Below are 15,647 nucleotides of genomic sequence, written 5' to 3'. Positions count from 1 at the left end.
CTAATCTCCTTGACGATCATTCACTTTATTCACAATATCTTCTTCTACAGTGAAGTATATGTGTAACTTCACTTTACCATCATCGACTTGTTGATGCAAAATTTTTTCGTTTAAAATTGAACTGGAAGGATCTATTTGATGTTTTAAACTTTCTCTAGCTTGTCTAACTCCAATCTCAACAGCCTCTTCAACTGATCTTTCTTCATCGTGTTGAATCGTTTCTTTATAACGACTCGATGAAAATACAACCGGTAATTTAATGGGGCCTAAACGCCACCTTGTCTCCTTCTTTTCTATATGATAATCGTCAAATGGATCATTGTTTAACCCCCATAATGGTATATTAATGTTATACATCTTAACGTTATGTTTTTGGTATACACGTCCCGTTTCTAAGTCTTGCTTGACAGATAGAGGCACTTCAACAGTCGATCGATACCACGTCTCTGCGATTATTTCAGCATCAACTTCCACCCATGTCAATTTTTCATTTTCAACTTCATCTTCGTTTTCTTCATCATTTTCTTCTGCGTTCGGATTTAATTGCCCGGTCACTAGCAACTGTCCTTTTTTTACATATTCATGTTGACCTACCACAAGTCTTCCTTTTCTCACGTGCGCTCTTTTTATAACACCATCTTTTTGAGCATATAAGTTAAACGGTTTGTCATCTTCTATTTCTTTTTCAATTTGCTTAGGAATAACTTCTAGTTGATAGGTGATTCCGCTTTGTTTTATACCGACCCAAAGAATTTCAGGAAAAGCATCTAATAACCTTGATTGAACTGTAGAGGGGGAATCAATCCACCAAGATAACACCCCTTCTTTAATTCCGTGATCTTTTAAATGTTGTTTAATATGGTAATTTAATTGATCCTGATCACTTTCAATTTCAATCAGCCAAATAGCTTGTGTTAAATAAAGAAAGAAAAGAAAAGCTAACACGCAAACCACAACAAGTGAACTTTTTTTTATTAATGAGTTCTTAAAAAAATGGAATCCTTTCTTATCAATAAAAGTTAATTTAAGTTTGGTTTTATAACGGATTTTTCTTACGCTTTTTAAATCTTCTAATGCTATATACATGATATAGTCATTGTTTGCTATTTCTTTCAACTTAAATAATTTAACCTGATGACGACGACACAGTTCAAAAAATTTTTCCGATTGATCCCCTTTTATTCGAATACCAACCAACGTCCTTGTCAACCTGTTCATCTTTGACTGAATGGATTATCACCTCGATCAGAATCGTTAAGTTTTATTAGATCAATTTCACCTTCAATAATCACTTCATCTTTTTCCAATCGATTGATCATTAACTCTTTACCAAATATATCGATCGATCCATTGGGAACCTCTAGTTTTATCTGTTTGGAGGTGAATGAAATGATACCTTGATGATTTTCAACATAGGTATGAATCGTTCCAACCGTTGTCACTTTTGCAAGTTTTAATTCATTTACAATATCATGATTATCTATATATGATTTCACTTGATTAATAAGCTTTAACACATGCTCCACCTCACCTATTACTAACATATGGTTTTTATTAATGAGACAGAACGAAAAAACTCCAATCATTAATGGATTCATTAATGATTGGAGTTTAGTTTAGCGCTTAGTCGGATGATATGGCTTCTGCGCTCTAGGCGGACCTAAAACCTCTTTCATCACAACACTTTGAACAAATGTTTGTCGATTTATTGGGGCTAGATATGAACGCCTTTTTGTTTTCTTCTTCTTATTCGTAGCAGAAACGAGCGTGCTTCCATTTTTTTGTCTTAACTTTTGCGCTTGTTGATTCTGTTGTTGTGTTTCTTTTTTAGAAGATAAATTAAGACTTTTTCTCAATTCTTCTAACTGTTTATTTTTCTGATTGCCAGTATTAGCAGCGGACATATCCGATTCCAAATTGGAACTAGATTGTTCGTGCGTTTTTTGATCTACTGGTTGATACTCTGGCTTTATTGTCGGCTTAGGACGCTGTCTATTTTGCGTTTTTCCTTGATCAGGCGAAGCTTCTTCATCCCTTTGACCTGAGAGGAACGATTTAAACATACTTCCGCCAACAATTAAAGAAAAGGTTATCAATGGAACAATTATATCTTCCATTATGCCACCTCACTATTTTGACTTTTATTCGTCGTCAGATTCATCTTCTGTCATTTCAGAAATCGAATCTCTCATTCCTGTGTCAGCATTGATGTTTTTATAGTTCATGTAATCCATAACACCCATATTACCTGAACGTAGTGCTTCAGCTAGCGCAAGAGGTACGTCAGCTTCTGCTTCTACAACTTTAGCGCGCATCTCTTGTACTCGTGCCACCATCTCTTGCTCTTGAGCAACTGCCATCGCACGACGTTCTTCAGCTTTTGCTTGTGCGATGTTTTTGTCTGCTTCAGCTTGATCTGTTTGCAAGATCGCACCAATGTTTTTACCAATATCCACATCAGCAATATCAATCGATAGAATTTCAAATGCGGTACCAGCATCTAAGCCTCTATTCAATACATTATGTGAGATTGAATCTGGATTTTCTAACACTTTTTTGTGGTTTTGAGAGCTACCAATTGTGCTAACAACACCTTCACCGACACGCGCGATAACAGTGTCTTCACCAGCACCACCTACTAAACGGTCAATGTTAGCTCGCACGGTAATACGTGCTTTTGCTTTTACTTCGATCCCGTCCATTGCAATACCTGCAATAAATGGTGTTTCGATTACTTTAGGGTTAACACTCATTTGAACGGCTTGTAAAACGTCACGACCAGCTAAATCAATAGCAGCTGCTCGTTCAAAACTTAATTCAATGTTTGCACGCTGAGCGGCAATTAAAGCATTCACAACACGGTCAACATTACCACCAGCCAAGTAGTGGCTTTCGAGTTGATTAATCGTGACATCAACACCCGCTTTGTGCGCCTTAATCAGTGGGTTAATAACACGTTGTGGAACAACACGACGTAACCTCATACCTACAAGTGTGAAAATACTAACTTTAACACCTGCAGCTAAAGCACTAATCCATAAAGCAACGGGTATAAATGTCAGTAGTACCACCAAAGCAATAATAATTAATGCAATGATAATAATTGGCATAAAATCTGATACAGTTTCAAATCCATTATCCATTAGTTATCCTCCTCTTTTCGTTCTCTTACAACAATTCGTGATCCTGCAACTTTTTCTACTGTTATTTGTTGATCCCGAGCAATAAAGTTCCCTTCCGACACAACATCTAATCGCTCTCCATTGATCAATGCTGTACCAGCTGGTCGCAGTGGTGTAAGCGTTGTACCTGTTTGATGTGTTAACTCATGACGATTTTGATTGGATATATAACCTCTTTCTGGTGTTTCAGAATCGTTTAAAATAATATATTTAAACACACCTTTTTCAAGACCTATTCTTTGGAATAAATAGATTGCCACTCCAATTGTAATGATTAGTGCAATTAAAAGACTAATGCTTAATTGGCGTGGATTTGGCGTTGCCATAAAAAGTGAACCTAACACACCAAGGGCACCTAACCCACCTAAAATACCGCCTGGGACAAAAAATTCAGCCACAATCAAACCAATCCCAAGAATTAGCAAGATAAAGGCTTCTTGACCAGCAAAGCCAGCAATAGTGTGTCCATAGAAAAAGAGTAAGATTGATAAAACACCGACTGACCCCGCTACACCAAATCCTGGTGAGTAAAGTTCAAGAATCAAACCAAGACCCGCGAGTGAAAGTAAAATAGATACAACTGCGGAGTTTGTTAAAAAGCGAGCGACTTCTTCTGCAATTGTCACTTCAATCTCCTCAACGGTTGCATTAGCCAAACCTAATTCTTCTAGTAACTCAGTTCGGTGATTTACCGTGCCTTCAGAGTAACCTACCTCAAGAGCAGAAGCAGGCCCTAAAGTTAAGTATGATCCAGAAGGTGCATTATATTCTGGTAAGTCGATATCGGCATTAGCCATCGCTTCAGCATAGAGACGATCTCTCCCTTTAGCCTCAGCAGCACTTCCCATTGCTTCAATCCAATATGACTGTGCCTTATCATCAGCTGCCGTACCATCACCTGTTACAACGCCACTCGCTCCCATTGTTGCTTGAGGATTCATATAAATCTGATCAGAAAAAAGTGCTATATAAGACCCCGCTGAGAGCGCTTGACTTCTTATGTAAGCAGTCATTGGAATATCAACACCTTGCAACAAAGCACCAATGTTATTGGCTGCATCGACTCTTCCGCCAGGTGTATTAATCTCAAAAATAATATGATCGACATTTTCCTCAGCCGCTTCACTAGTTGTTCGTCTTAAAAAAGCCTCTAGCCCTCGCTCAACTTCCTTTTCTATCGGAATAACATGGACGAGTTGACCATCACCTTCATCTTGTGATTCTGCATGAGTAGTAGAATCACTCAATAAAAAACCAGTGGCAATGAAAATGACAGCAATACATACAAATCTTTTAAACAAACGATACATCACATACACCACCTCCTTTACAAGACACGAATTATAAGTAAACAAATCTTGTCATTTCTTATTCTAACATAATTTTAAAAAAATCTCGCACTGACTCCATTAATTTATTCAATAGCATTATCGTTAAATTTATTCATCTTACCAGAGTGATGCGTTTTTTTACCACATTTAATTAAATATAGTAATTTATAGCAAACAATGATCAAAAAATCCTCCATCATACACGATGACAGAGGATTTCTTTTTATGGAGCAATGAAGAGTTGTTAAGATAAATGCTTTTGAACGAGTGTTTTCACTTCTGTTCCGTCTGCTTTACCTTTTACTTTTGGCATGAGCGCACCCATTACCTTACCCATTTCTTGCTTTGAAGTTGCGTTAACTTCTTTAATGGTTTCAAGCACAATTTCTTCAAGCTCTTCAGTTGTTAGCTGTTTTGGCATGTATACTTGTAAAACATCTATTTCAAACCTTAAGTTTTCTACAAGATCTTCACGACCAGCTTCTTCAAATTCACGGAGGGAATCTTTTCGCTGTTTTAGCTCACGTGCTAAAACCGTTAATTCTTCTTCCTCAGATAATTCTTCTTTACCAAGTTTGATCGCTTCATTTTGAAGTGATGCTTTAACCATGCGAATAACACTTAATTTCTGTTTTTCACGATTTCGCATCGCTTGTTTCATATCTTGGTTCAGATGGTCTAATAATGACATCTACTTATACACCCTCTTCATAAGAAACTCTGGGCTTCTCACATTGAAATTACTTACGTTTTCTAGCCGCCTCAGATTTCTTCTTACGACGAACACTAGGTTTTTCATAAAATTCACGCTTACGATATTCAGATATTGTACCTGATTTTGATACACTGCGTTTAAAGCGACGAAGAGCATCTTCAAGAGACTCGTTTTTACGAACGCGAGTTGTGTTTGACATGCTAATTTCCCTCCCTCCGAAGCATTAACAATTAAATTAGACAATATGTATCTACAACTATTGCCTCTTAGTATTATAATATACAGGTTATAATAGGTCAACTTTAAGTTTTAGCCTTAATGTGAGAATTCTAATCATTCTTGTTCTTCTAAATGATACGAAAGAGCAGATAAAAAATAAAGTGCTGCTGTTTCAGTTCGTAAGATTCTTCTGCCCAAGCGAATGGGCTTTACTTTCGCTTCTTGTAACGCTTCTATTTCACCTTCTGATATACCACCTTCTGGGCCGATCACGCACATTATCTTATCATCTGGTTTGAATAATGAAAAATAATAACTTAACCTCTTAGCCTCAATCTGTCTTGTGGTGTCTTCATGTGCAACCAATACATGATCGTAATCATCAAGAATTGCTAAAACATCAGAAAAAGATGTCACCGGTGAAATGGTTGGCAAGTAGGATCGGTGGGATTGTTCAGCTGCTTCTTTTGATATTTTCACGAGGCGATCTTGTTTTTTCTTTTTCTTTTTATAATCCCATTTCACAATCGAACGATCTGCTTCAAAAGGGACAATCCTATCTACACCAAGTTCAGTCGACTTTTGTACAATGGATTCCAATTTTTCACCCTTAGGCAAACCTTGAGCAATCGTCACGTGAACAGGTAGCTCTACAGCCTCGTTTTGATAATTTAAAACCGTTAACGTCACATCATCCTTAATATTAGTAATGCAACATTCAGCTGTGACTTGTGCCTTTACATTTACACAAATGACACTTTCACCTTCTGACATACGCATCACATTCTTAATATGATGTGCATCGTTTCCTGATATAACGACTGTGTCTTCATTCCAACTGGTAGGATCAATAAAATAGCGTTGCATATTAGGAAACCTCTTCAGTTTTTTTGGCAACGATCGCAATCCAGTCTTCCATTTGATTGACTTCCAAAATCTCAAAACCTGCATCAATTAAAGCTTGTTTAACATCATCTTTCTTTTGTTTAATAATACCAGAGCTTATAAACACACCACCTGGTTTTAACAATCGATAAGCATCTTTTTCGAACTTTAAAATAATTTCTGCAAGTATATTAGCAACCATAACATCCGGTTGAATCGTCACATCATTTAATAAGTTGTTTTGCTCAACCTTAACTTGTGATGACACATCATTTAAGTCGACATTCATTTTAGCGGCTGTGACAGCTACATCATCTAAATCATATGCGTAGACTTGGTCAGCTCCGAGTAAGACAGATGCTATACTTAAAACACCAGATCCCGTTCCCACATCGATAACCGTTTGACTTTTTTGCAAGTATTTCTCTAATGCTTGCATACTTAATACCGTTGTCGGATGCGTTCCTGTGCCAAATGCCATACCAGGGTCTAATTCAACAATTACTTCATCAGATGACACTTTTTGATAATCTTCCCAAGTAGGTGTAATGGTAATTTTATTTGATACTTTGACTGGTTTATAATACTTTTTCCATGCTGTTGCCCAGTCTTCTTCATTCACTTCATTCACTGTTAATTGATTGTGTCCAATATTAATACCGTACGTTACTAAATGATTGATCGCTTGTTTTATCTGATCGACTGTATCCTTTAAAGAACTATTTACAGGTAAATATGCCTTTAATATGACGCCTTCTTCTGGATAATCATTCGGATCTAACTCATACATTTCACCAAATGTATCCGGTCGTTCTTTGGCAAAATCGAGGACATCTTCAATCACTACACCACTTGCTCCTGCTTCATGCATTAGATTAGATATCGGTTCAATTGCTTCATTCGTCGTATGAACACACAATTCAGACCATTTCAAGATCATCAACTCATTTCTTTAAAGTTTAAAACTACTCACCTTTGAAGGCTCGTTTCACTCGACTAAAAAACGAATCTTCATGCTCATCAAGTGGTTCATTTCCACCTAAGTCATTGAATTCACGAAGCAACTCTTTTTGACGCTCAGATAAGTTTGTCGGTGTAATGACACGCATACGAACATGCTGATCTCCATGACCATATCCACGTACATTTGGAGCCCCTTTGCTTTTCAGTCTGAACGTTTTGCCTGTTTGGGTTCCGGCTGGAATTTTTAATTTCACTTTTCCGTGAACAGTTGGCACCTCAATTTCATCACCAAGAGCTGCTTGCGTATACGTAAGTGGCATTTCACAAAAAATGTGATCACCATCACGTTGATAAAATTCATGCTGCTTCACTTGAACGACAACATATAAATCACCTGATGGTCCACCATTTATGCCTGGCTCACCTTGTCCAGCCACTCGGATTTGTTGACCGTCATCAATACCTGCTGGAATACTGATATGGATTTTCTTTTGTTTTTTCACTTTTCCGTTACCTTGACATGTCGTACATTTATCTTTTATATCTTTTCCAGTACCATTACAGTGATGACATACACGTTTATTAACCACTCGACCGAATGGTGTGTTTTGCTCAACATTTAGTTGGCCACTACCTTGACAATGTTGACACGTCTCAGGTTGTGTACCTGGTTTTGCTCCTGAACCGCTACATGTTTCACATGTTTCTTCACGCGGGATATGAATATCGGTTTCTTTACCGAATATGGCTTCTTCAAATTCTAAAACCATCGTATATTGTAGGTCATTCCCTTGTCTTGGTGCATTTGGATCGCGACGACCGCCACCACCAAAGAACATATCAAAGATGTCACCAAAGCCTCCGAAGTCTTGGCCACCAAATCCGCCACCACCAAATTGACTTTGTGGGCCATCATGACCGAATTGGTCATATTGGGCACGTTTTTGATCATCGCTTAAGACTTCATATGCTTCTTTTGCTTCTTTAAATTTATCTGATGCATTTTCTTCTTCACTGACATCAGGGTGATATTTTCGTGCCAATTTTCGATAGGCTTTTTTTATTTCGTCTTTTGACGCCCCTTTATCGACACCTAATATATCATAATAATCACGTTTACTCATGACGTCTCACTCCCGTCTCTTTTAGTACATAACGTTAATCATAACATTAATACGTTTTGAACCTCAACATTTCTTTCTAACACCTGGCTTAAACAGGACAAAAGTCAAAGTCAAGGTATACCTGACTTTGACTTTGTATCAACCTAGCAATTTTTATTTATTTGTCCTCTTCATCATCTACTTCTTCATAATCTGCATCGACGACATCATCTTCAGGTTTTGCCTGTTGTTCCTCGCCGCCTTGAGCTTGTTGTGCTTGCTCATACAGTTTCATAGATAATGTTTGAACTTCTTGTTCAAGCGCTTCTTTCTTTGTCTTAATTGCTTCTGTATCGTCGCCTTCTAGCGCTTCTTTTAGCTCGTCTTTAGCTGATTCAGCTTTTTGTTTTTCTTCATCTGTCACTTGTTCGCCTAAATCTTTGATGACTTTATCTGTTTGGAATACAAGTTGATCCGCTTCGTTGCGCAAGTCAATTTCTTCACGACGCTTCTTATCTTCTTCTGCATTTTCTTCTGCATCTTTCACCATTTGTTCAACTTCTTCATCTGAAAGTCCAGAAGAAGACTTGATTGTGATGGATTGTTCTTTATTTGTACCTAAATCTTTAGCACGCACGTTCACAATACCGTTTGAATCAATATCAAATGATACTTCAATTTGAGGTACGCCACGTGGTGCTGGTGGAATATCTGTTAATTGGAAACGTCCGAGTGTTTTATTATCTTGCGCCATTTCACGTTCACCTTGTAAGACATGGATGTCTACTGCTGTTTGATTATCAGCAGCTGTTGAGAATACTTGTGAATGACTTGTTGGAATGGTCGTATTGCGTTCAATTAATTTAGTAGTCACACCACCCATTGTTTCAATACCTAATGATAGAGGCGTAACGTCTAGTAAGACAACATCTTTAACATCACCTTGTAAAACGCCACCTTGAATCGCGGCACCTAGTGCTACAACTTCGTCTGGGTTAACACCTTTAGATGGCTCTTGACCAATTTCTTTCTTGATTGCTTCTTGTACAGCTGGAATACGTGTTGAACCACCTACAAGTAACACTTTATTAATGTCAGATGCTTTAAAACCAGCATCTTTAAGTGCTTGACGCGTTGGCCCCATTGTACGTTCGACTAATTCAGTTGATAATTCATCGAATTTCGCACGGGTTAGTGTCATTTCTAAGTGTAATGGACCTGCATCGCCTGCCGTAATAAATGGTAATGAGATTTGCGTTTGACCCACACCAGATAAATCTTTTTTCGCTTTTTCAGCTGCATCTTTTAGACGCTGAAGAGCCATTTTATCTTGTGATAAATCAATACCGTTTTCTTTCTTGAATTCTTTCACCATATGATCGATGATGACTTGGTCAAAGTCGTCACCACCTAAGCGGTTATCACCTGCTGTTGCAACGACTTCAAATGTACCGTCGCCAATGTCTAGGATCGATACGTCAAATGTACCACCACCAAGGTCATAGACAAGAACTGTTTGGTCTTGGTCACCTTTATCGATACCATAAGCAAGTGCAGCAGCTGTTGGTTCGTTAATAATACGCTCTACTTCTAAGCCAGCGATTTTACCAGCATCTTTTGTTGCTTGACGCTCTGCATCGTTGAAGTATGCCGGTACAGTAATAACAGCCTTTTCAACTGTTTCACCTAGATAGTCTTCAGCGTATGATTTAATATATTGTAAGATAATTGCTGATATTTCTTGAGGTGTATACTCTTTACCTTCTACTTCTACTTTATAATCAGTTCCCATGTGTCTTTTAATTGACTGAATTGTATTTTGGTTTGTAATAGCTTGGCGCTTTGCTACTTCTCCAACTTGACGCTCACCATTTTTAAATGACACAACAGAAGCTGTTGTTCGATTACCTTCAGGGTTTGGGATGACGTTTGCTTCGCCACCTTCCATAACAGATACACATGAATTTGTTGTTCCTAAGTCAATTCCAATAATCTTACTCATTTTAATTTCCTCCTTCGATTTACTTCTCTATTGATTTACTTTTACCATTGCAGGTCTTATGACTCTGTCTTTTAAACGATAGCCTTTTTGCATTTCTTCAACAACTACATTTGAATCATAGTTGTCATCTTCAACTTGTAAAACTGCTTGATGCACATTTGGATCAAACGCTTCCCCAACTGTTTTAATTTCTTCTACACCCTCGGATTCGAGGACTTGTTCAAGTTGGCGATAAATCATTTCCATTCCTTCATAGAATGTAGTTACGGTGTCATCATCTGGTTTTGCTTCTAAAGCACGTTCGAAATTATCAACTACAGGTAATAGTTGTTCAACGACAGATTGGGATTTATATTTTAAATCTGCTGCCTTTTCTCGTTGAGTTCGTTTTCTGAAATTATCGTATTCAGCCTGTAGTCTGACGTACTTATCTTGTAAGTCTTCTTTTTCTTTTTTTACTTGGTCGAGTTCTGAGATCTCTTCTGCTTCTTCTTTTTGCTCATCAGTATCACTAACAAGTTCTTGTTCAGCTTCTTCAACTTCTTCGACCTCTTCAATTACTTCTTCGCGATTTTCTTCACTCATTTAAAGGTCACCCCCTATTATTTAAAACACGCATTATAAATGAAAGTTCATGATCAACATAGGCGAAAGCCATTATCAATTTATAAATTCTACCAATCATTAAATGTTCGTGTCATTTGATTTGATAACACATTAATTAACGAAATAACTCTCGAATACTCCATCCGCTTAGGACCAAGGAGTGCAATCGTCCCTAATTGTTGGCCTGCCAAGGAGTACGTGGCCGTAATTAAACTACAGTCTTGCATTTCATCGATTTTGTTTTCTTGGCCAATAGAAATATGGATACCCTCTCCAGTTGTTCGTAAAACATTCGCAATTAAATCGTTTTTTTCCATTAATGAATATAATGAGTGGACTTTTTCCACATCATTAAATTCAGGTTGCAACATAATGTTGGTCACACCGCCATAATATATATTGTTTGGGTGTTGATCTAACAGCGCACTTTTTAAGTAGTCAAAGGCCGTTTCAACATTATCGACATAACGATCGAGTACACTTGTCAATTCTTTTTGCAGTTGTTTGTGAAGATGAACGATTGGGACACCGATCAGTCTTTCATTCAAAATGTTGACTAATTTCTCTAAATCAGTGGCTTTTATCTTCTCAGGAACAGTAAACGACCGATGTTCAACATGGCCTGTGTTTGTCACAAGAATGGCAAGTGCTGTCGTTTCCGACAAGTGAATAATTTGCAATTGCTTGAGTGTTGTTTCATAAACCTCTGGGCCCAAAATAATCGATGTATAATTTGTTAAATCAGATAAGACATGGGCAGATTTTTGAACAACTTGCTCAAACTCAACTAAGTCTTGATCAAATAAGTTTGATATTGTTCGTTGATCACGATCTGATAAATGAACTGGCAATAGTAAATGATCCACATAAAAACGATACCCTTTTTCTGACGGCACACGGCCAGATGAAGAGTGTGTTTTCTCAATGAAACCCATTTCTTCTAGATCCGCCATATCATTACGGATCGTAGCAGGACTAAATGAGACCGATTGTTTTTTTGATATTGCTCTTGAGCCAATTGGCTGAGCTGTTTCGATGAACTCATCAATTATGACTTGCAATACCAAAAGTTGTCTGTTTGATAGCATCGATGATCACCTCTGTTAGCACTCACTCTTTTCGAGTGCTAATTCTAATAATAAATTATCAAATCCATTATAAGTTGTCAATGCAATTGCTTTATAATTCTTAATTCAAGTTAAAATCATCATCTAACAGAAATTGACTAAAAACATGATTACCAAATAGTTGACCTGATTCAGTCATTCTTATACCATCTGGAGTGTGTTCAAGCCAGCCTTTGTTCATAAGATCCTCGATTGGTTCGGCATAAATATCATTTAAAGACCGATTATATCGTTCAACAAATTGACTAGCGCTCACTCCTTCTCGTTTTCTCAAACCTAAAAAGAGCTCTTCTTCTATTTCTTCTTTTACTGTAATCTTCTCAGTATGAAGTACAGGCATTCCTGTATCGTTCGCTTTTTTTACATAAGACGGATACGGTCTTAGGTTAATGATCCGCTCACCTGGTAAGTAAGCGTGCGCACCTGCACCGAACCCATAATAATAATTATTGTCCCAATACGTCAAGTTATGTTGACTTTCATATCCAGGTTTAGCGAAATTACTAATCTCATACTGCACTTTACCGTGTTTATTCATTTCTTCGATTAATAAATTGAACATGGCCGCTTCCAATTCTTCTGGAGATTTTTGGAGTTGACCTTTTTTATAACGTTGATAAAAAATAGTTTTCGGTTCAATTTGCAATGAATACGATGAATAATGTGGTAAATCATAGGACAATGCTTTCTTGATCGTCTGTCTAAAACCTTCCAATGTTTGTTTTGGTAAGCCGTACATAAGATCAATACTAATATTCGTTAAGCCATGTTTTTTTAATAATTCAATGTTTTGATCCACATCTTCTGTCCTGTGCAAGCGACCTAAATCTGTTAATAATTCATCATCAAAGGTTTGAACCCCCATTGAAATACGATTGACACCATAGTTTTTCAATAATATAATTTTTGATTCCGTTAAATCACCTGGATTTGCTTCAAAGGTGTATTCTAAAACAGTTTCGGTATTGAAGTGACCAGCAATTCGGTCGAGCAACCTTTCAAGTTGTTGGTCATTTAAGGCAGTTGGTGTTCCCCCACCAACATAAATTGTTTTGACGTTTTGTCTTTGAGATGCTAATCGTTGACTCATTTCATTTTCTAGCGCCTCTAAGTAATCATCTGCCATTTTTTCTTCATAAAAAAACTTGACAAAGTCACAATAATAACAAATTTTCTCACAAAATGGGATGTGTATATAAACAGATTCAATCATGAACATAACCCTCCCTTTCTAACAGATGATGTCGCTTTATTAAACAAGTTTAATGCCCTTGTTAAAAGAAATAAACAAGGGCACATACGTCTATTTATTCGTCATCATCCATACGTAAAACAGACATGAAGGCTTCTTGCGGAACTTCAACTGATCCTACCATCTTCATCCGTTTTTTACCTTCTTTTTGTTTTTCTAATAATTTACGCTTTCTTGAAATGTCACCACCGTAGCATTTAGATAAGACATTTTTACGCATTGCTTTAATCGTGGATCTTGCGACGATCTTATTTCCAATCGCTGCTTGAACAGGCACCTCGAATTGTTGTCTAGGAATTAAGTTTTTCAATTTCTCAACAATTTGTTTCCCACGATCAAATGCAAAATCACGGTGAACGATAAATGATAGAGCATCAATCGTCTCGCCATTTAGTAAGATATCCATCTTCACAAGGTTCGATTCTTTATAACCTTCCATGTCATAATCAAACGATGCATACCCTTTGGTTTGAGACTTCAACGTATCAAAGAAATCATAAACAATCTCTGCTAAAGGAATATCATACGTAACATTGACACGATTTTCGTCTAAGTACTCCATATCAACAAAATCGCCACGTTTTTTCTGACATAACTCCATAACAGGACCCACAAAATCATTTGGCACCATCACTGTTGCTTTAACGTAGGGTTCTGAAACCGTATGAATCGATTGATTATCCGGCATAAATGATGGATTATCAATTGTGACAGATTCTCCATCTGTTTTTTCGACTTGATAAATAACACTTGGGGCTGTTGTAATTAAATCAATATTAAATTCACGTTCAATTCGTTCTTGAATAATCTCCATGTGCAACAAGCCTAAAAAACCACAACGGAAACCGAACCCTAATGCTTGTGAGGTCTCTGCTTCATACTGTAATGATGAATCGTTTAACTCTAATCGTTCTAGCGCTTCTCTTAAATCATTATAACGATTGGCATCAATTGGGTATAGACCACAAAACACCATTGGATTTAAACGCTTATAACCAGGTAACGGTTTTGTCGCTGGGTTATTAGCTAAAGTGATCGTATCACCTACACGTGAATCCCCAACATTTTTAATTGATGCTGTTAAGTACCCTACATCACCGACTGTCAGTTCATCAAGCGGTGTTGGCTTAGGTGTGAAAACCCCTATTTCATTAACAACAAACGTTTTCCCTGTGGCCATCATTTGAATTTCATCGCCTACTTTAACCGTTCCTTCTTTCACTCTAATATAGGCAATAACACCACGATATGGGTCATACACTGAATCAAATATCATCGCTTGCAGCGGATTTTTGGAATCTCCTATGGGTGCTGGGATTTGATCGACGATAGCTTCTAAGATCGACTCAATACCTATACCTGATTTCGCACTAACCATAAGCGATTCCTCACCGTCGATACCAATAACATCGGTAATTTCTTGCTTAACACGTTCTGGGTCTGCACTCGGGAGATCAATCTTGTTAATAACGGGAATGATCTCTAAATCGTTATCAAGTGCTAAATACACGTTCGCTAATGTTTGAGCTTCAATTCCTTGTGCAGCATCAACCACTAAGATTGCACCTTCACAAGCTGCAAGGCTTCGAGACACTTCATATGTAAAGTCGACATGCCCCGGTGTATCAATTAAATGAAATAAATACTCTTCATCATCGTGATGTTGGTACTTTAATTGAACAGCATTTAATTTAATGGTAATACCTCGCTCACGTTCTAGGTCCATCCCATCTAAAAACTGTTCTTTCATCTCACGTTGTGTTAGTGCTTTTGTTTTTTCTAATATTCGATCAGCTAGTGTTGATTTTCCGTGATCAATATGAGCGATGATAGAAAAGTTTCGGACACGCTCTTGGTTTCTTTTATTCGTCACAATATTCACTCCTATTTTCTCGAGACAACAATACTAGGTTGATTATAGCAGTGAAAGGTTGTGGATTCAATTATTTTCTTAATATGCAACCTTTTATCGACACGCTTAGTCTGAATTCATCGTATTTAAAATAAATTAGAGTTTGCGATTGCTTTAATTAATGTATCATATACAAATACACCACAACGTTCGACATGTTGAGCCATAACATAAGTCATAGGATCATCATTCTGTATATCAGTTACTTGTTGTTCATTTATATATCCGTTGTATATAAGATCCTCCGTAAATACATCTTCTTGAGGTTCTCCTTCAGCCAAGTTTATCATCATTAGAATCACGCCTGTATAAACGATGCATTTTAAAATGCCTTTTAACATATCCATTCA

General features: G+C 37.2%; 16 protein-coding genes. All 16 read right to left on the bottom strand.

Features of this window, described 5'->3' with window-relative positions:
• Positions 1–1,209: a sporulation protein YqfD gene (yqfD, locus tag BLR62_RS05775; protein WP_176759228.1), complete on the bottom strand. Its 1,209-nt coding sequence runs from the start codon at positions 1,207–1,209 to the stop codon at positions 1–3.
• Between the two features lie 5 nt (positions 1,210–1,214).
• Complete coding sequence (locus tag BLR62_RS05770; RefSeq protein WP_176759227.1) at positions 1,215–1,517, bottom strand: YabP/YqfC family sporulation protein; 303 nt, start codon at positions 1,515–1,517, stop codon at positions 1,215–1,217.
• A gap of 99 nt (positions 1,518–1,616) precedes the next feature.
• Complete coding sequence (locus tag BLR62_RS05765) at positions 1,617–2,117, bottom strand: hypothetical protein (RefSeq protein ID WP_090794476.1); 501 nt, start codon at positions 2,115–2,117, stop codon at positions 1,617–1,619.
• Between the two features lie 24 nt (positions 2,118–2,141).
• On the bottom strand, positions 2,142–3,143 hold the full coding sequence (floA, locus tag BLR62_RS05760) for a flotillin-like protein FloA (protein WP_090794474.1): 1,002 nt from the start codon (positions 3,141–3,143) through the stop codon (positions 2,142–2,144).
• Complete coding sequence (locus BLR62_RS05755) at positions 3,143–4,492, bottom strand: NfeD family protein (protein ID WP_090794809.1); 1,350 nt, start codon at positions 4,490–4,492, stop codon at positions 3,143–3,145. The genes floA and BLR62_RS05755 overlap by 1 nt, the downstream gene beginning before the upstream one ends.
• Positions 4,493–4,757: 265 nt before the next feature.
• Positions 4,758–5,204 (bottom strand): GatB/YqeY domain-containing protein, encoded by a 447-nt coding sequence (locus BLR62_RS05750; RefSeq protein ID WP_090794471.1) that lies wholly within the window; start codon positions 5,202–5,204, stop codon positions 4,758–4,760.
• Between the two features lie 49 nt (positions 5,205–5,253).
• Positions 5,254–5,427: a 30S ribosomal protein S21 gene (rpsU, locus tag BLR62_RS05745; RefSeq protein ID WP_090794468.1), complete on the bottom strand. Its 174-nt coding sequence runs from the start codon at positions 5,425–5,427 to the stop codon at positions 5,254–5,256.
• 134 nt (positions 5,428–5,561) lie between these two features.
• A complete protein-coding gene (locus BLR62_RS05740; protein ID WP_090794465.1) occupies positions 5,562–6,314 on the bottom strand; it encodes a 16S rRNA (uracil(1498)-N(3))-methyltransferase in 753 nt (250 codons plus the stop codon).
• 1 nt (position 6,315) lies between these two features.
• Positions 6,316–7,266, bottom strand: a complete 951-nt coding sequence (prmA, locus tag BLR62_RS05735) for a 50S ribosomal protein L11 methyltransferase (protein WP_090794807.1) — start codon at positions 7,264–7,266, stop codon at positions 6,316–6,318.
• 31 nt (positions 7,267–7,297) lie between these two features.
• Complete coding sequence (gene dnaJ / locus BLR62_RS05730; protein WP_090794462.1) at positions 7,298–8,419, bottom strand: molecular chaperone DnaJ; 1,122 nt, start codon at positions 8,417–8,419, stop codon at positions 7,298–7,300.
• Positions 8,420–8,576: 157 nt separating this feature from the next.
• The gene (gene dnaK / locus BLR62_RS05725; RefSeq protein ID WP_090794459.1) at positions 8,577–10,400 is read right to left on the bottom strand and encodes a molecular chaperone DnaK; all 1,824 of its coding nucleotides are present in this window, start codon (positions 10,398–10,400) and stop codon (positions 8,577–8,579) included.
• A 27-nt stretch (positions 10,401–10,427) separates the two neighbouring features.
• The gene (grpE, locus tag BLR62_RS05720) at positions 10,428–10,985 is read right to left on the bottom strand and encodes a nucleotide exchange factor GrpE (RefSeq protein ID WP_090794455.1); all 558 of its coding nucleotides are present in this window, start codon (positions 10,983–10,985) and stop codon (positions 10,428–10,430) included.
• Positions 10,986–11,074: 89 nt separating this feature from the next.
• Positions 11,075–12,094, bottom strand: a complete 1,020-nt coding sequence (hrcA, locus tag BLR62_RS05715; RefSeq protein ID WP_090794452.1) for a heat-inducible transcriptional repressor HrcA — start codon at positions 12,092–12,094, stop codon at positions 11,075–11,077.
• Between the two features lie 100 nt (positions 12,095–12,194).
• Complete coding sequence (hemW, locus tag BLR62_RS05710; RefSeq protein WP_090794450.1) at positions 12,195–13,346, bottom strand: radical SAM family heme chaperone HemW; 1,152 nt, start codon at positions 13,344–13,346, stop codon at positions 12,195–12,197.
• Between the two features lie 94 nt (positions 13,347–13,440).
• Entirely contained in the window at positions 13,441–15,258 is a 1,818-nt protein-coding gene (gene lepA / locus BLR62_RS05705) for a translation elongation factor 4 (protein WP_090794448.1), read from the bottom strand.
• Positions 15,259–15,383: 125 nt separating this feature from the next.
• The gene (locus BLR62_RS05700; RefSeq protein ID WP_090794446.1) at positions 15,384–15,638 is read right to left on the bottom strand and encodes a hypothetical protein; all 255 of its coding nucleotides are present in this window, start codon (positions 15,636–15,638) and stop codon (positions 15,384–15,386) included.
• Between the last annotated feature and the right edge of the window lie 9 nt (positions 15,639–15,647).

The organism is Pelagirhabdus alkalitolerans (assembly GCF_900096905.1).
GTDB classification, from domain to species: Bacteria; Bacillota; Bacilli; order Bacillales; family Amphibacillaceae; genus Pelagirhabdus; species Pelagirhabdus alkalitolerans.
This window is presented reverse-complemented; position numbering and strand designations above follow the sequence as displayed.